Annotated in this window: 14 protein-coding genes; 10 read left to right on the top strand and 4 right to left on the bottom strand. The window is 74.7% G+C overall.

Features of this window, described 5'->3' with window-relative positions:
- Window positions 1-36 precede the first annotated feature (36 nt).
- The 5 genes from OG861_RS06320 (at window position 37) to OG861_RS06300 (ending at window position 6969) form a co-directional block, all read left to right on the top strand.
- A complete protein-coding gene (locus tag OG861_RS06320; RefSeq protein WP_330261425.1) occupies window positions 37-480 on the top strand; it encodes an SRPBCC family protein in 444 nt (147 codons plus the stop codon).
- Window positions 481-666: 186 nt separating this feature from the next.
- Window positions 667-1500 (top strand): M55 family metallopeptidase, encoded by an 834-nt coding sequence (locus OG861_RS06315; protein WP_329199665.1) that lies wholly within the window; start codon window positions 667-669, stop codon window positions 1498-1500.
- Window positions 1493-2866, top strand: a complete 1374-nt coding sequence (locus OG861_RS06310) for a M20/M25/M40 family metallo-hydrolase (protein ID WP_330261424.1) — start codon at window positions 1493-1495, stop codon at window positions 2864-2866. Before OG861_RS06315 ends, OG861_RS06310 begins: the two co-directional genes overlap by 8 nt.
- A 13-nt stretch (window positions 2867-2879) precedes the next feature.
- The gene (locus OG861_RS06305) at window positions 2880-4883 is read left to right on the top strand and encodes a prolyl oligopeptidase family serine peptidase (protein WP_330261423.1); all 2004 of its coding nucleotides are present in this window, start codon (window positions 2880-2882) and stop codon (window positions 4881-4883) included.
- A gap of 115 nt (window positions 4884-4998) precedes the next feature.
- Entirely contained in the window at window positions 4999-6969 is a 1971-nt protein-coding gene (locus OG861_RS06300) for a DUF5107 domain-containing protein (RefSeq protein ID WP_330261422.1), read from the top strand.
- Between the two features lie 106 nt (window positions 6970-7075).
- Here OG861_RS06300 and OG861_RS06295 read toward each other — a convergent pair whose 3' ends face one another.
- Window positions 7076-7888, bottom strand: a complete 813-nt coding sequence (locus OG861_RS06295) for a methyltransferase domain-containing protein (RefSeq protein ID WP_329199673.1) — start codon at window positions 7886-7888, stop codon at window positions 7076-7078.
- A gap of 191 nt (window positions 7889-8079) precedes the next feature.
- Here OG861_RS06295 and OG861_RS06290 point away from each other — a divergent pair, with 191 nt between their 5' ends.
- Together OG861_RS06290 and OG861_RS06285 are read left to right on the top strand one after the other, a co-directional pair.
- Complete coding sequence (locus tag OG861_RS06290) at window positions 8080-8652, top strand: TIGR03086 family metal-binding protein (RefSeq protein WP_330261421.1); 573 nt, start codon at window positions 8080-8082, stop codon at window positions 8650-8652.
- 132 nt (window positions 8653-8784) lie between these two features.
- Window positions 8785-10032, top strand: a complete 1248-nt coding sequence (locus tag OG861_RS06285; protein WP_329199677.1) for an aminotransferase class I/II-fold pyridoxal phosphate-dependent enzyme — start codon at window positions 8785-8787, stop codon at window positions 10030-10032.
- A 130-nt stretch (window positions 10033-10162) separates the two neighbouring features.
- Here the strand turns inward: OG861_RS06285 and OG861_RS06280 are convergent, their stop codons facing one another.
- Both OG861_RS06280 and OG861_RS06275 read right to left on the bottom strand, forming a co-directional pair.
- Entirely contained in the window at window positions 10163-10771 is a 609-nt protein-coding gene (locus OG861_RS06280; RefSeq protein ID WP_329199679.1) for a DedA family protein, read from the bottom strand.
- Window positions 10768-11544, bottom strand: a complete 777-nt coding sequence (locus OG861_RS06275) for an MBL fold metallo-hydrolase (RefSeq protein ID WP_330261420.1) — start codon at window positions 11542-11544, stop codon at window positions 10768-10770. Before OG861_RS06275 ends, OG861_RS06280 begins: the two co-directional genes overlap by 4 nt.
- A gap of 102 nt (window positions 11545-11646) precedes the next feature.
- On the opposite strand from OG861_RS06275, the gene OG861_RS06270 reads away from it, so the two are divergent.
- From OG861_RS06270 to OG861_RS06260, 3 genes are all read left to right on the top strand, one after another.
- Window positions 11647-12051, top strand: coding sequence for a hypothetical protein (locus OG861_RS06270; RefSeq protein WP_329199683.1), 405 nt, complete (start codon window positions 11647-11649; stop codon window positions 12049-12051).
- 90 nt (window positions 12052-12141) lie between these two features.
- The gene (locus OG861_RS06265; RefSeq protein ID WP_329199685.1) at window positions 12142-14253 is read left to right on the top strand and encodes a phage holin family protein; all 2112 of its coding nucleotides are present in this window, start codon (window positions 12142-12144) and stop codon (window positions 14251-14253) included.
- A gap of 74 nt (window positions 14254-14327) precedes the next feature.
- Window positions 14328-15731 (top strand): amino acid permease, encoded by a 1404-nt coding sequence (locus OG861_RS06260; protein ID WP_330261419.1) that lies wholly within the window; start codon window positions 14328-14330, stop codon window positions 15729-15731.
- A gap of 74 nt (window positions 15732-15805) precedes the next feature.
- Here the strand turns inward: OG861_RS06260 and OG861_RS06255 are convergent, their stop codons facing one another.
- Window positions 15806-17389, bottom strand: coding sequence for an RNA polymerase sigma factor (locus OG861_RS06255; protein WP_330261418.1), 1584 nt, complete (start codon window positions 17387-17389; stop codon window positions 15806-15808).
- Between the last annotated feature and the right edge of the window lie 83 nt (window positions 17390-17472).

Here is a 17472-nt window from a genome sequence, read left to right as displayed (position 1 = left end):
CCGCGACGAGCGGACACAACTGCTGGAGGAACAGCTATGGCGCAGGTCGAGGCCACCACGGAGCGGATCATCGCGGCCGACGCGGAGACCGTGTTCGACGCGCTGGCGGACTACACCGGGACCCGGGGCAAGCTGCTGCCCGAGCACTTCAGCGAGTACGAGGTGCGCGAGGGCGGCGACGGCGAGGGCACCCTGGTCCACTGGAAGCTCCAGGCCACCAGCAAGCGCGTACGGGACTGCCTGCTGGAGGTCAGCGAGCCCACCGACGGTCAGCTCGTCGAGAAGGACCGCAACTCCTCCATGGTCACCACCTGGACCGTGACCCCGGCCGGCGAGGGCAAGTCCAGGGTCGTCGTCTCCACCGTGTGGAACGGCGCCGGAGGCATCGGCGGCTTCTTCGAGCGCACCTTCGCGCCCAAGGGCCTCGGCCGCATCTACGACACGGTGCTCTCCAACCTGGCGTCCGAAGTCGAAGGCTGAGCGAGCCCGTTGCCCGCGGGGGCGGCCGGGCGGCTCACCGGTTCGGGTGGAATTCCGAGTCCCGGGTGCGGCCGCCCGGACCCCGGGCGTGGCCCCGGGCCCGCAGCGCCCCCGGCGCGGGTCAGGCAGGATCCGGAAGAGACGGCCTAGGCTGGAGCGTCCGCGACCCGACCCACCGGGGGCCCGATGAAGATCCTCATCTCCGCCGACATGGAAGGCGCCACCGGCGTCACCTGGCCCGCCGATGTCCTGCCCGGGACCCCGCAGTGGGAACGCTGCCGCTCCCTGTTCACCTCCGACGTGAACGCGGCCGTCGTCGGCTTCTTCGACGGCGGCGCCGACGAGGTGCTCGTCAACGAGGCCCACTGGACCATGCGCAACCTGCTGCTGGAGCAGCTCGACGAGCGCGCCGAGATGCTCACCGGCCGCCACAAGTCCCTCTCCATGGTCGAAGGGGTCCAGCACGGCGACGTCGACGCCGTCGCCTTCGTCGGCTACCACACCGGAGCCGGTACCGAGGGCGTACTCGCCCACACCTACCTCGCCAACACGATCACCGGCGTCTGGCTCAACGGGGTCCGCGCCAGCGAGGGCCTGCTGAACGCCCACGTCGTCGCCGAGTACGGGGTGCCCGTCGTCCTGGTCACCGGAGACGACCTGACCTGTGCCGACGCCGTCGGCTACGCGCCCCGCGCGGAGCGCGTCGCCGTCAAGGACCACGTCTCGCGCTACGCGGCGGTCTGCCGCACGCCCGCCCGCACCGCCGCCGACATCCGGACCGCCGCAGAGCGGGCCACCCGCCTGGCCGTCCGCCACGAACCCCACGCGCACGGCCCGTTCACCGTCGAGGTGGAGTTCGACGCCGAGCACCTGCCGGCCGCCGCCACGGTGATCCCCGGTGTCGCACGTTCGGGCGAGCGCCGGGTCGCGTACACCAGCGAGACCATGTACGAGGGCATCCGTACCTTCAAGGCGGTCACGACGGTCGTCTCGGCGGCCGTGGAGGAGCAGTATGGCTGACATGCACCCCACGCAGCCCCTGCACGCCAGCGACGGCCCGACGGGCGGGACGGTGGACCGGACGGCGCTCGACGAAGCGGTCGAGTTCACCTCCGGCCTCATCCGCATCGACACCACCAACCGCGGCGGCGGTGACTGCCGGGAACGGCCCGCCGCCGAGTACGTCGCCGAGCGGCTCGCCGCCACGGGGCTGGAGCCGGTACTGCTGGAACGCACCCCGGGGCGGACCAACGTGGTCGCCCGGATCGAGGGCAGCGACCCGTCCGCCGACGCCCTGCTCGTCCACGGCCACCTCGACGTCGTCCCCGCCGAGGCCGCCGACTGGAGCGTGGACCCGTTCTCCGGCGAGGTCCGCGACGGCGTCGTCTGGGGCCGCGGGGCCGTCGACATGAAGAACATGGACGCGATGGTGCTGGCCGTCGTACGGGCCTGGGCGCGGACCGGGACCAAGCCCCGCCGGGACATCGTGATCGCCTACACCGCCGACGAGGAGGACAGTGCGGTCGACGGATCGGGCTTCCTCGCCGACCACCACCCGGACCTGTTCGAGGGCTGCACGGAGGGCATCAGCGAATCCGGCGCCTTCACCCTGCACACCGGCCCGGGCCGGTCCCTCTACCCGATCGCCGCCGGGGAACGCGGCACGGCCTGGCTGAAACTGACGGCGCACGGCACCGCCGGCCACGGCTCCAAGCCCAACCGGGCCAACGCCGTCACCCGCCTCGCCGCGGCCGTCGCCCGGATCGGCGCCCACGAATGGCCCGTCCGGCTCACCGGCACCGTCACCGCCTGCCTCACCCAACTCGCCGCCCTCCAGGGCCTGTCCGTGGACCCGCGCGCCCGCGACTTCGACCTCGACGGGCTCCTCGGCAAGCTCGGCCCGGCCGCCGGCCTGGCCGAGGCCACGCTCCGCAACAGCGCCAACCCGACCATGTTCACCGCCGGTTACAAGCTGAACGTCATCCCGGAGCACGCCACCGCCTACGTCGACGGACGGATCCTGCCCGGCGGCGAGGCGGAGTTCATCGAGACCCTCGACGAACTCACCGGCCCTGACGTGCGCTGGGAGTTCCACCACCGGGAAGTGGCCCTCGAAGCGCCCGTCACCGGACGGACGTACGGGATCCTGCGCGAGAGCGTCGAGCACTTCGACCCCGAAGGGCACGTGGTGCCGTTCTGCATGGCGGGCGGCACCGACGCCAAGCAGTTCTCCCGGCTCGGGATCACCGGCTACGGCTTCTCCCCGCTCAAGCTGCCGCCCGGCTACGACTACTGGTCCCTCTTCCACGGCGTGGACGAGCGGGTCCCCGTGGACGCCCTGCACTTCGGCGTCCGGGTGCTCGACCGCGCGCTGCGCACCCTGTGACGGGGGCCGGGCGATGACGGCACCCCCGGCCGAGCCCTACGGGAGCTGGCCCTCGCCCATCGACGCCGCGCTGGCGGCCTCGCTCGACGGCCGGCCCGAGTACGTCGGCACCGTCGGCCCCGAGGTGTGGTGGACCGAACCCCGGCCCGCCGAAGGCGGCCGCCGCACCCTGGTCCGCAGGCCCGCGGACGGGGGCTCCGCGCGGTCGGTGCTGGACGCCCCCTGGAACGTCCGCAGCCGGCTCACCGAGTACGGGGGCCGCCCCTGGGCCGGTACCGAACGCCCGACCGGCGGGCCGCTGGTGGTCTTCGTCCACCACGCCGACCAGCGGATGTACGCGTACGAGCCGGATGCGCCCGGCAACCCCCCGCCGCGGCCCCTCACCCCCGTGTCCGCGACCGGCGGCGGGCTGCGCTGGGCCGATCCGGTGCTGCGCGGCGGCGAGGTGTGGTGCGTGCTGGAGGAGTTCACGGGACCCGCGCCCACCGATGTGCGCCGCCTGACGGCCGCCGTCCCCCTGGACGGGTCGGCCGCCGCCGACCGGTCCCTGGTGCGGGAGCTGACCGACGACCGGCACCGGTTCACGACCGGACCCCGGATCTCCCCCGACGGGCGGTTCGCGGCCCGGCTGGTGTGGGACCACCCGCGGATGCCCTGGGACGGCACCGAACTGCTGGTGGCCGCCATCACGGGGACCGGCGGCACCGGGCCCGACGTCCTGGCGGAGCCGCGCACCGTGCTCGGCGGCCCCGACGAGGCCGTGGCCCAGGCGGAGTGGGCCGCCGACGGGACCCTCCTCGCGGTGAGCGACCGCAGCGGGTGGTGGAACCCGTACCGCGTCGACCCGCAGACCGGGGAAGCCGTCAACCTGTGTCCGCGCGAGGAGGAGTTCGGCGGCCCGCTGTGGAAGCCGGGCCTCGGCTGGCTCGTCCCGCTCCCGGACCGGCTGGTCGCCGTCCTGCACGGCCAGGGCTCCTCGGTGCTCGGCGTGCTCGACCCCGACACCGGCGACCTGGTCGACGCGGCCGGGCCCTGGACGGCCTGGCAGCCCACCCTCGCCGTCCACGACACCCGGGTGTACGGGGTCGCCGCCAGCCCGCGCAGCGGCTACGAGGTGGTCGAACTGGACACCGCCTCCGGTCACGCCCGGGTCATCGGCGCCCGGGCCGCCGACCCCGTGGACCCCGCGTACTACCCGGAGCCGCAGAGCCGGACCTTCCTCGGTCCCGGCGGCCGGGAGGTCCACGCCCACGTCTACCCGCCGCACCACCCCGAACGCCCGGCGCCCGCCGACGAGCTGCCCCCGTACGTGGTGTGGGCCCACGGCGGCCCCACCGACCACGTGCCGCCCGTACTGGACCTGCACATCGCCTACTTCACCTCGCGGGGCATCGGCGTGGTCGAGGTGAACTACGGCGGCTCCTCCGGCTACGGCCGCGCCTACCGCGAGCGGCTGCGCGAGCAGTGGGGCGTGGTCGACGTGGAGGACTGCGCGGCCGTGGCCCGGGCACTGGCCGCCGAGGGCACCGCCGACCCCGGCCGGCTCGCGATCCGGGGCGCCAGCGCGGGCGGCTGGACGGCGGCGGCCTCCCTCGCCGCGACCGACCTGTACGCCTGCGCGGCGATCATCTACCCCGTGCTGGACCTGACGGGCTTCGCGCAGGAGACCCACGACCTGGAGTCCCACTACGTCGACGGCCTGGCCGGGCCGCCCCCGGTCCTGGGCCTACGCTGCCGCGAACGCTCCCCGGTGGCACGCGCCGACCGGATCACCGCCCCCTTCGTCCTGCTGCAGGGCCTCGACGACCCGGTCTGCCCGCCGGCCCAGGCGGAGCGCTTCCTGGCCGCCCTGCGGGGCCGCTCGGTGCCGCACGCGTACGTCGCCTTCGACGGGGAGGGCCACGGCTTCCGGCGCGCGGACACCATGACCCGCGCCCTGGAAGCCGAACTCTCCCTCTACGCCCAGGTGTTCGGCCTCGAACGGACGGACGTGCCGAAGCTGCGACTTGAGCCCTGACATGCCCGCCCGGACGGCGGCGACCGGACCCAAGGCCACCGCTTTGCGTAATCCTGACCGGTGGTGATCCGCAGAACCCCTGTGCACCGGCCGGTACGGCGTGTTCCATTCCTCCATGGCCACCACCGTCCGACGTGCTCTCCTCACCCTCCCCGCCGCCCCGACCGGCCCCGAGAACCCACTGCCCGCCCTGCGCGCGCCCGCCGAGGTACACGTACTGGACGAGCGGGCGCGCCACGGGCTGCCGCGCGACATGGCCCGCCAGATCGGCTACGAACCGCTGCGTTCACTGCTGCCCGTCCGGATCCGCGACGGGTACCGGCGCGAACGGCGCAAACGGGACTTCGAAGCGGTCGTCATCGAGAACGCCCAGCTGCGGGTCACCGTACTGCCCGGGCTCGGCGGCCGGATCCATTCGCTCGTCCACCTCCCCACCGGACGCGAACTCCTCTACCGGAACCCGGTGTTCCAGCCCGCGAACTTCGCCCTCAACGGCGCCTGGTTCTCCGGCGGCGTGGAATGGAACACCGGCGCCACCGGTCACACCACCCTGTCCTGTGCCCCGCTGCACGCCGCGCTCGTCCCCGCGCCCGACGGCGGCGTGATGGTCCGGCTGTGGGAGTGGGAGCGGCTGCGCGACCTGCCGTTCCAGGTGGACCTGTGGCTGCCGCAGGACTCGGAGTTCCTGTACGTCGGCGTCCGCGTCCGCAACCCGCACGAACGGCCCGCCCCCGTCTACTGGTGGTCGAACACCGCCGTCCCCGATGCCCCCGGCAGCCGTGTGCTGGCCCCGGCCGACGAGGCCTGGCACTTCGGGTACGAGCGTTCGCTGAGGCGGATCCCGCTCCCGCAGTGGGAGGACGCGGACCGCACGTACCCGCCCCGCAGCGAGCACCCCGCCGACTTCTTCTACGAGGTCCCGGAAGGCGTCCGGCCCTGGATCGCCTCCCTCGACGCCGAGGGCCGCGGACTCGTGCAGACCTCCACCGGGCTCCTGCGCGGGCGCAAGCTGTTCACGTGGGGCTCGGGCGACGGCGGTCGGCGGTGGCAGGAGTGGCTGACCGAGCCCGGTACGGGCGGCTACGCCGAGATCCAGGCCGGGCTGGCCCGTACCCAGCTGGAGCACGTACGCCTGGAGGCGGGTGAGGAGTTCGCCTGGCTGGAGGCGTACGGCCCGCTGTGCGCGGACCCGGCCGCCGTGCACGGCCCCGACTGGGCGGCGGCGCGCGGCGCGGCCGCGGCCGCGCTGGACTCCGCGCTGCCCGCCGAGCGGGTGGAGGCGGCGTACGCGGCGTGGCGCGGGTCGGCCGACGAGGCGCCGGGGGAGCGGCTGGCGACGGGCTCCGGGTGGGGCGCGCTGGAGGTGCTCTGCGGGGGCTTCGAGCTGCCCGGCACGCCGTTCCCGGAGTCGACGCTGGGGGAGGCCCAGGCGCCCTGGCTGGAGCTGTGGCGCACAGGGGTGTTCCCCGCGCCGCGCAGGGTGGCTCCGCCGGGGGACACCCTGGTGGCCCCGCACTGGCGGGACATGCTGGAGACCGCTCCCGCCGACCCGCTGACCGAGTACCACCTGGGCGTCGCGCAGTGGCACGCCGGTGACGTGGCCCAGGCCGTGCGCAGCTGGGAGCGGGGCCTGGCGCTCGCACCCTCGCGGTGGCCGCTGCTGCGGTGCCTGGCGGTGGCCGACGCGCTGGCCGGTGACACCGAACGGGCCGCGGACCGGTACGCCGAGGCCTTCGACGACCTGGCGCACGAGAGCCGGGGAGGCGAAGCGTGGCTCGCCGCGGAGTCCGCGCTGGGGCGGGAGGCGCTGGAGGCCCTGCTGGCGGCCGGCCGCCTCACCGCGGCCCGCTCGGTCTGGGACCGGCTGCGGCCGGCCCTGCGCGAACACGGCCGCTTCCGGCTCCTCGCGGCCCGGCTGCTGGCGGCGGAGGGCCACCTCGGCGCGGCCCGGCGGGCCTTTGAGGACGGCTTCGAAGTGCCGGACCTGCGCGAGGGGGAGGAAACCCTGGAGCAGATCTGGTCCACCCTCACGGACCGTCCCCTGCCCCCGGCGTACGACTTCCGCATGCGGCCGAAGACGCCCTGACGCCTGACGCCTGACGCCTGACGCCTGACGCCCGCGGCCATGGCGGATGACGAGTGGCGGCCGGCGTCCGACGGACGCCGGTCCCTCGCGCGCCCCGGCCCCGGGCCTACGCGCGGGCCAGGACCTCCCCGTTCAGGACCGAGAACCAGGCGTCCGGCGCCGCGCCCCACGCGTGCCAGGCCTCGGCGATCGCGGCCAGCCCGGCCGGTGTGGCGTGACCGCCGGAGGTCGCGATCGCCGCGTACGCCGACGCCGTCGTACGGTCCGCCCACAGGCCGGACCACCAGGCGACCTCCTCCGCGGTGGCGTAGCACCAGGCCGTCGCCGAGGACGCCACCTCGGTGAAGCCGGCCGCGCGCGCCCACGACAGCAGCCGGCGGCCCGCGTCGGGCTCTCCGCCGTTGGCGCGCGCCACCCGCCGGTACAGGTCCAGCCACTGCTCCAGGCCCGGCGTCCGCGGGAACCAGGTCATCGCCGCGTAGTCCGCGTCCCGCACCGCCACGATCCCGCCGGGCCGGCACACGCGCCGCATCTCGCGCAGCGCCCGCACCGGGTCCCCGACGTGCTGGAGCACCTGGTGGGCGTGGACCACGTCGAACGAGTCGTCCGGGAAGTCCAGCGCGTGCACGTCCGCCGTGGCGAACTCGACGGGCGCCGCGGGCGCGCGCCGCTCCACGTACGCCCGGGCCTGTTCCAGGACGTCCGCCGCCGCGTCGACCGCCGTGACCCGGCCGCCCGGGGACACCAGGTCCGCCAGGTCCGCGGTGATGGTGCCGGGACCGCAGCCGACGTCCAGGACCGACATGCCCGGCCGCAGTTCGCCGATCAGGTAGGCGGCCGAGTTCTCGGCGGTGCGCCAGCGGTGGGAACGCAGGACCGACTCGTGGTGGCCGTGCGTGTAGACGGCGGTCTCCTTCATGGCGGTGACTCCTCTTCGTCGAAGCGTGTGATCACCGTAGAGGACGGGACCGCCATGTGAGATATGCGTTTTGATATGTAGACACCCCCCTTTCCGGGCACGGGCGCTGACCTGGTCGGTGGCAGGTCGAGTCGGGTACGAGGACAGTGGGGCCCGTGGGGGCCCGACCACGCCGGAGGGCGGTGGGAGCCATGCCCGAGACCCTGCTCCGACAGCACGCCGAAGCGCTGCGGCTGTTCGGCGGGCGGGTGCGCGCCATCGCCGAAGGGCAGTGGGCAGCCCCTACCCCGTGCACCGAGTGGACCGTGCGGGACCTGGTCAACCACGTCACCGGCGAGCAGCTCTGGGTGCCGCCGCTGGTCACCGAAGGGCGCACGGTGGAGGAGGTCGGCGAAGAGCTCTCCGGCGACCTCCTCGGCGAGGACCCGGTCGTCGCCTGGGACCGGGCGGCCGTCGCCGCGCACTCCGCCTTCGCCGCGCCCGGTGCGCTCGACAGGACGGTGAAGCTCTCCTACGGTCCCGCGCTCGGGTCGGCGTACTGCGCGGAACTCACCGCCGACTGCGTCGTGCACGCGTGGGACCTCTCGCGGGCCATCGGCGCCGACGACCGGATGCCGGACGGCCTCGTCGAGTTCTCCCTCAAGGAGGTCATGCCGTACGCGGACGCGCTCACCCCGTCCGGGATGTTCGCGCCGCCGCTGGAGGTCGCGCCGGGGGCGGACGCCCAGACCCGGCTGCTGGGGCTGCTCGGGAGACGGGCCTGACGGATCCGCGGGCCTGGCGCACCCGGCGAGCCCGGGCGGTCGATAGAGGGTAGATAGCCGTATAACGGGCATGGTCCGGCGGTGAGGGCGCCCCGGAGGCCGAACGACGGAACGAGGGAAGGCGGCGGCGCGATGTCGGGGACGGCGGGGCCGGCGGGGCCGGGGCGGACCACGGCACAGGAGCGCGGCAACGTCCGCTACGGGCCGCCCGCCCCCCAGCCCGGTCTCCCCGTCCTGCCCGAACTGACCGCCGTCCTCGCCGGGGCCGCCGGCCGGGCCGCCCCGGAACCCCCGGGCGGCGGGGAGGGGGTCCGGCAGGCCGCGTGCGGTTTCTGGGCCCGGCGCGGGCTGGCGACCCGGGCGGAGGACGTCGCCGCCGGGCCCGGTGCTCCCGGCCTGCTGCTCGCGCTGCTCGGGGCGTACGGCGGCGACGTGATGCTGCCCAGGCCCTGTCCCGCCTGGTGGACGCCGCAGGTCCGGCTCCTGGGACGGCGGGCCTACCACGTCCCGACCCCCGCCGAGTGCGGCGGCGTACCGGACCCCTACGCGCTGCTGGAAACCGTCCGGCGGGTGCGCGCCGAAGGCGGTGACCCGCGCGTCCTGCTGCTGTCCGTCGCCGACGACCCGACCGCCACCGTGCCGCCGCCCGAGATGCTCCGCGAGGCGTGCGAGGCCGCCGAGAGCGCCGGGCTGTTCGTGGTCAGCGACGAAAGCTGGCGGGACACCGTGCACCGACCGCACGAGACGCTGGTGCTCAGCCCCGCCGAGATGCTCCCCGACCGGGCCGCCGTACTGGTCGACCTGTCCGGCTCCCTGCTGCCGGCCGGCTGGCCCGCTGCGGTGGTCCGCTTCCCCGCAACCCCGCGCGGAACCTGGCTGAGGGCGCGCACGCTCGACGTCCTCACCGCCACCGGCGCGCTCGTCGCGGGCCCGGTCGCGGGGGCCGCCGCGCACGCGCTCGGCGAACCCGACGCCGTCGCGGAACGGGCTTACGCGGCCGCCGCCCTGCACGGCGCCGTGGCCACCGCAGCGCACCACGAGCTGCTCGCCGCCGGGGCGTTCGCCCGGCCCCCGCAGGCCGGCCGCCACCTCTACGCGGACCTCACGCCGCTGCGCGCCGGGCTGTCCCGGCAGGGGGTGGGCGACGCGATGGAACTGGAGGACTGGCTCGGCGCCCGGCTCGGGGCGCCCACGCCCGGCGCCCAGCGGTTCGCGGACGCACCCGACGCGCTGCGCGTACGCCTGTCGACGGGACCGCTGCTGGGCTCCGGGCCCCGGGAGCGGCTGGCTTCCCTCACCGCCCCGGACCCCCTGGAGCTGCCCCACGTACGGGCCTCGCTGGACCGGCTCCGGTCGGTGCTGGCGGAGCTGGCGGACTGACCCGAACCCCACCCGACCCCCCCGGGGAAGCGGTCCGGGCCCGCCCGACCCGGCCGTCCGGGCGACCCGCCCGGTCAAGGCACCTTGATCAAGGAACCCCGTTCAGGGCACCCCGTTCAGGGCACCCCGTTCAGGGCGCCGGACGCAGCCGGTGCCACAGCGCCGGGGCCGCGCTGATCAGCAGCGTCACGCCCACCGCCACGGCCACGCCCTTCCACGGCTGCGAGAACAGCGACCCGCCCAGGATCCCGATCAGCCCGTACGTGCCCGCCCACGCCAGGCACGCCGGCCCGTCGCCCCGCGCGAACCGCCGCAGCGGCAGCCCCGCCAACAGGCACGCCAGCATCACCGGTATCCGCCCCGCCGGAACCAGCCGCGAGACCACCAGGACCAGCACCCCGTGCTCCTCCAGCCGGAGCTGCGCCTGCGCCAGCCGCTCGGGCGTGGCCCGGCCCCGCAGTCGCTCCAGCCACCGCGAGCCGCCCCGCGAGCGCACTCCGCTGCGCCCCAGCCAGTACAGCGCGAGGTCCCCGAGGAAGGCGGCGAGCGAGGCCACCGCGAACACGAGCAACAGGCCGAACGGCAGCGTCTGCTGATGGAACGCCACCACCGCCGCCGAACTCACCAGCGCTCCCGTCGGGATCACCGGCACCAGCGCCCCCAACGCCACCAGCACGAACAACGCGGGGTAGCCCACTGCCTGCTGGGTGCTCTGCGCCGCGTCCTGCCACAGCGTCACGGCAGCCGCACCCGGTCGCCGTGCGCGAGGGCCCGTACCGTCACCTTGGGGGCCAGCCGTGCCGCGAGGCGGACGAACTCCGTCCCGGGGGAGTGGAATTCGTGCGGCCGGACGGCGTCCATACCGATCGGCCAGTACGTCCCGTAGTGCACCGGAACCGCCGCCGCGGGCGCCAGTTCCGCCAGTGCCCGCGCCGCCCGGCCCGCGTCCAGGTGCCCCGGCCCCAGGTACGGCCCCCAGCCGCCCACCGGCAGCAGCGCCACGTCCACCGGCCCGACCTCCTCGGCCATCGTGTCGAACAACCCGGTGTCCCCCGCGAAGTACGTCCGCGCCGCGCCCTGCACCACGTACCCGAGCGCCGGTGCCCGCCGGGGCCCGAACGGCAGCCGCCGGCCGTCGTGCCGCGCGCTGACCGCCCGCACGCGCAGCCCGCCGCCCACCGTCACCTCATCGCCCTGCGCCACCTCGCTCACCGCCAGCCCGCGCACTCCCGCGAGCCGGGCCAGCCCAGGTACGGCCCCCACCGCTCCGCGCGGCACCAGCAGCCGGGTGCCGGGCGCGAGCCGGGCCAGCGAGGGCAGGTGCAGATGGTCGGCGTGCAGGTGCGAGACCAGCACCACGTCCGCGTCGGCCGCCTCCGGCGGCGGCAGCGCCCCGCGCCGCCTGCGCAAGTGCGCGAGCCGGCGCGCGAACAGCGGGTCCGTCAGCACCCGCACGCCGGAGTCCGCCACCGTGCAGGTGGCATGCCCCCACCAGGTGATCTCCACCGCCACGTGGCTCTCCCTCCTCTTCCCCCGAGGGTAGGCCGATGCGCGCGCAACCGTGACCGATCGTCCCCTCCTCCCCGGACGGGGATCGGAGTAGGGTCTCGCGCCATGGATGCGCTGCGCGTGGCCGCGATCGCCAGCCTGGCCCCGCTCGAAGAACTCGACGCCGATCCCTTCGCCGTGGACACCCGCGGCCAGCACGCCATGTGTGCGCGCTGGGCCGCCGCACAGGGGTACGTCGTGACACGGCACCTGCTGGTCTACGGCCTGCGCGCCGACCACTGCGGGCTCTGGCGCGACGTCGACGCTGGACAGGTCGACCTGTTCGTCACCGCCAACCGCCGGGTCCTGGCCCGCGCGCTGCGCTCCGTCGAGGAGTTCACCGCCGAGTGCGAGCGGCGCGGCGTGCGGCTGGAGACCGCGGGCCAGGACGAGCCGACGTACACCTCCGCCATGAAGGCCGAGGTGCACCGCAGGCTCTCCATGCCGACCGCCGGCTACGACGGGACGTAGGACCGGATCCGAGCGCCCCTGCCCACGCCCCCTCCCGTGTGACCCCGCCCGTGCGACGCTGGCAGGGGAGAACGGGAACGGGGGTGCGGCGTGGGGCGACGGCGGTGGCGCACGGCGGGCAGCGCGCTGGTGCGGGTGATCCTGGTGTGGGCGGTCTCCACGCTCACCATGCTCGTTCTCGCGGGCGTGCTGCCGGACTTCCGCCTCCAGGCGGCGGGCCCCGGCGGCGACAGCCTCACCCGCATCGGCCTGACGGCCGCGTGGGGCGCCGGGGCCTTCGGCCTGCTGAGCGCGCTGGTGTGGCCGCTTCTCGTCCGGGCCCTGCTGCTGGTGCCCGCACTGGTGCTCGGTCTGCTCGTCTTCTTCCTCAACGGCTCGCTGCTGCTGATCGCGATCGGCCTGGTTCCCGACGGCCACGGCGAGGTGGCCCCCGAGACGGCGGTGGTCGTCGCCGCGGCGATGTCCGCGGTGGCGTCGGCGACGTCCACCGCGCTCGCCGTACGGGACGACGAGGCGTACCGCCGCAGGCTCTACCGGCTCGCCGACCGGCGCCGCCGCCGCGGACCCGGCGCCCGGGCACGCGGCGCGGGCCGCCCGGCGCCCGGCCTGGTCTTCCTCCAGCTGGACGGGGTCGGCCACGGGGAACTGCACCGCGCGCTGGAGCGCGGTCTGATGCCGACGGCGGCCGGCCTGCTGGAGCGGGGCCACAAGGTCACGCCCTGGCGCACGGACTGGTCCAGCCAGACCGGCGCCAGTCAGCTCGGCATCCTGCACGGCTCCACCTTCGACGTGCCGGCCTTCCGCTGGTACGAGAAGGACACCGGCGAGGTGATGGTCTGCAACCGCCCCGCCAGCGCCGCCGAACTCCAGCGCCGCGCCATCGCCCGCACCGGCGACGGGGGGCTGCTCACCCTCGACGGCGCCAGCCGCGGCAACCTGTTCAGCGGGGGCGCCGACCAGCTCGCGCTGGTGCTCTCCCTCTCCGCCCGGCGCGGGCGCGCCAACCGCTCCCGCGCGGGCTACTTCGCGTACTTCTCGGACCCGGCCAACGCCGTCCGCACCGCCGTCTCCTTCGTCGCCGAGGTGGGCCGGGAGATCGGCCAGTCGCTGCGGGCCCGGGTGCGCCGCCAGAGCCCGCGCGTCGGCCGCGGGGGCCTGTACCCGCTGATCCGGGCCTTCGCGACCGTCGTCGAACGGGACGTGGTCGTCGCGGCGGTGGTCGGGGACATGCTCGCGGGGCGGGCCGCCGTCTACGCGGACCTCGTGGCCTACGACGAGGTCGCGCACCACTGCGGACCGCACGGCCCCGACACCGACCAGGTGCTGGCCCGCCTCGACCGCAGCCTCGCGCTGATCACCCGGGTCGCCGAGCACGCCCCCCGCGCCTATCGGATCGTGCTGCTCTCGGACCACGGCCAGAGCCCCGGGGAGACCTTCCTCGGCCGGTACGGGCTCACCTTGAAGGACCTGGTCCGGGCGGGCTGCGGGCTGCCGGTACCCCGCCGGGCCGGTCGTACCCGCAGCGGCGCCGAGGCCCGGGCGGCGGTACTCGCGGCCCTCCACCGGCCGGTGGAGGAGGGGGAGGGGGCGCACCGGGCGACGGGTTCCGACCCGGTGGTGCTGGCGTCGGGCAACCTCGGGCTGATCTCCTTCCCGGACGTGCCGGGGCGGGCGGGCCGGGCCTGGATCGAGCGCGCCCACCCCGCCCTGCTGCCCACCTTGGCCGACCACCCGGGCGTCGGCTTCCTGCTGGTGGACGGCGAGGTGCTGGGCCCGGGCGGCGCGGTGGCCCGGCTGGACCGGCCCGGCGAGGCAGAGGCGCTGCTGGCAGCCTTCGGCCCGGGCGCGGCCGAGGCCGTCCGTCGCACGGACTCCTTCCCGCACGTGGCCGACATCATGGTCAATTCGGCGTGCGATCCGCGGACCGGGGTGGTGCACGCCTTCGAGGAGCAGATCGGCTCGCACGGCGGCCTCGGCGGGGAGCAGGGGCACGCGTTCTTGATGTGGCCGCCGGAGCTGTCGGATCCGGGGCCCGGGCTGGTGGGCGCCGAAGCGGTGCACCACGTCCTGCGGCGCTGGCTGCGGGAGGCGGACGGGCCGCAGGTGCCGGTGGCGGCTCCGGCGCAGGATTCGCGGCCGGAGACCGCCGCAAGCGGAATACTTCCGTCCGCGGGGGTGCCCGTACAGGACGAAACCCGCTGATTTGGTGCGGCTTTTGGCGTGGACGACGATGTGCCGACCCGTCCAGCATATGAAACACCTGAGGCGCACCACCCGTGAGCACCACCCTGCACGACCCGGAGCCCGGCCCGCGGACCACCCCCGCCCCCGCCCCGGCGAGTACCCCCGAGGACCGCGCGGCCGGCCCGCACGTCCGCCGCTTCGGTCTGCCGATCGCGAGCTGCCTGGTGATGGGCAACATCATCGGCGGCGGCATCTTCCTCCTGCCCGCTTCGGTGGCCCCGTTCGGCACGATCAGCCTCGTCGCCTTCGGCGTGCTCACCCTCGGCGCGATCGCCCTCGCCCTGGTCTTCGGCCGGCTTGCTGAGCGGCACCCGCAGACCGGCGGCCCCTACGTCTACGCCCGCGCCGCCTTCGGTGACTTCGCCGGGTTCCTCGCCGCCTGGAGCTACTGGATCACCACCTGGGTCTCGAACGCGGCCCTCGCCGTGGCCGCCGTCGGCTACCTCCGCGTGCTCTTCCCGGCGCTCGGTGACCACACGTGGTCCATGTGCCTGGGCGCCCTCGCCGTGCAGTGGCTGCCGGCGCTCGCGAACCTGGCCGGCACCCGGTACGTGGGCGCGGTCCAACTCGTCTCGACCGTCCTCAAGTTCGCCCCGCTGCTGCTGGTGGCCGTCGGCGGACTGTTCGCCTTCGACCCGGCGAACCTCGGCCCCTTCCGGGCCACCGGCCAGAGCCCCGTCGGCGCGGTCTCCGCCTCCGCCGCGATCCTGCTGTTCAGCTACCTCGGCGTCGAGTCCGCCGCCGTCAGCGCCGGCGAGGTCCGCGACCCGGCCCGCAACGTCGGCCGGGCCACCGTCCTCGGCACCACCGGCGCGGCCGTCGTCTACCTGCTGGGCACCCTCTCCGTCTTCGGGCTGGTCGCCCACGACCGGCTCGTCACCTCCCAGGCGCCCTTCTCCGACGCCGTCGACGCCATGTTCGGCGGCACCTGGGGCGGCACCCTCGTCGCCTGCGCCGCGGTGATCTCGATGGTCGGCGCCCTCAACGGCTGGACCCTGCTCAGCGCGCAGACCCCCTACGCGGCCGCCCGGGACGGCCTCTTCCCCAAGGTCTTCGAGACCAGGCGGCGAGGGGTCCCGGTGGCCGGCGTCCTCGTGACCGCCGCCCTGGCGTCCGCCTTGACCGTCTACAACTACACGGCCGGCGGCGACGGCGTGTTCGAGGTGCTGGTGCTGGTCACCACCTTCACGGCGACCGTCCCCTACCTGCTGTCCACCGCCGCCCAGGTCTACTTCCTGGCTTCCGGGCAGCGCGACCGGGTCCGGCGCGGCCGGCTGGTCCGCGACGCGGCCCTGGCCTGCCTCGCCTTCGCCTTCTCCATGTGGCTGGTGGCGGGCTCCGGCTACGCGGCCGTCTACCAGGGCGTCCTGTTCCTCTTCGCGGGCGTCTTCTGCTACGCCGTGATGGCCGCGCGCAAGTCCCGCGCCACCGCCTGAGCCGGAGCCCTTGCACGAAACCGGCCCGGGCCCCGTACGTACGGGGCCCGGGCCGGTTTCGTGAGCCGGTCCGATCAGTCCAGGTAGTCGCGCAGCACCTGGGAACGCGACGGGTGGCGCAGCTTCGACATGGTCTTGGACTCGATCTGGCGGATCCGCTCGCGGGTGACCCCGTACACGCGGCCGATCTCGTCCAGCGTCTTCGGCTGGCCGTCGTTGAGGCCGTAGCGCATGGAGACGACGCCCGCCTCACGCTCGGAGAGCGTGCCCAGGATCGACTGGAGCTGCTCCTGGAGGAAGGTGAACGACACCGCGTCGGCCGGGACCACGGCCTCGGAGTCCTCGATGAGGTCACCGAACTCGCTGTCGCCCTCCTCACCCAGCGGGGTGTGCAGGGAGATCGGCTCGCGGCCGTACTTCTGGACCTCGATGACCTTCTCCGGGGTCATGTCGAGTTCCTTGCCCAGCTCCTCCGGAGTGGGCTCGCGGCCGAGGTCCTGGAGCATCTGGCGCTGGACACGGGCCAGCTTGTTGATGATCTCGACCATGTGCACGGGGATGCGGATGGTGCGGGACTGGTCGGCCATGGCGCGGGTGATCGCCTGCCGGATCCACCAGGTCGCGTACGTGGAGAACTTGAAGCCCTTGGTGTAGTCGAACTTCTCCACGGCGCGGATCAGACCGACGTTGCCCTCCTGGATCAGGTCCAGGAAGAGCATGCCGCGGCCGGTGTAGCGCTTGGCGAGCGAGACCACGAGACGGAGGTTGGCCTCCAGCAGGTGGTTCTTGGCCCGGCGGCCGTCCTCGACGAGGATCTCCAGCTCGCGCTTGAACGCGGGCTTGTGGTCGTCCTCCTCTTCGAGCTTGTACTCGGAGAACAGACCCGCCTCGATGCGCTTGGCGAGCTCGACCTCCTGCTCGGCGTTGAGGAGGGGGACCTTGCCGATCAGCTTGAGGTAGTCCTTGACGGGGTCGGCGGTGGCGCCGGCCACCATGACCGTCTGCGCCGGGGCGTCGTCCTCGTCGTCGTCGGAAAGTACGAAGCCCTGGGTGCCGCCGGCCTTGGGGGCCTCTTCCTCGACCTCGTCGGCGAGGTCCTCGGCCGCCCAGTCCTCGCCCTCGACGGCCGGGGTCTCGGCCTCGTCGGAGTCCTTGGCGCCGGTCTTCTTGGCCGCGGCCGTCTTCTTCGTGGCCGTGGCCTTCTTGGCGGCGGCCTTCTTGACCACGCGCTTCTTGGGCTCGGCGGCGGCCTCGGCCGTCACCTCGTCCTCGGCGGTGGCCTGCGGAGCGGATATCGCCGCCGCGGCGGCGGGGGCGGTGGCCGATGCCTTGCGCGCGCCGATGGGGCGAGGTGCGGCCGTCGCCTTCTTGGTCACGGTGCGGGCCGGCGCGGCCGCCGCCTTGCGGGGCTTCTTGACGGCGGCCTTCGTGGCGGGCGCCGCGCTGACGTGCAGCGCGACACCCTCCTCGTCCAGGACCTGGTTCAGGCTGCGCAGGACCCGCTTCCACTGGTCCACCGGGATGCGGCCGGCCTCGAAGGCCTGACGCACGTCGTCACCGTTGATGTGACCCTGCTCGCGGCCGCGCTCGACGAGCGCGACGAGGGCCTCCGATTCGGCGATCTCCGGAGGGAACGTACGGGACGGGCTGAGCGACACAAGGAGCCTCTCGTTGCGAACAATTAAGGGTGGGCGGGACATCATCGCGCGAACTCGGGAAACAGACCCGAGGGGGCTCTGTA

The sequence above is a fragment of the Streptomyces sp. NBC_00539 genome, assembly GCF_036346105.1.
GTDB lineage: Bacteria > Actinomycetota > Actinomycetes > Streptomycetales > Streptomycetaceae > Streptomyces.
This window is presented reverse-complemented; position numbering and strand designations above follow the sequence as displayed.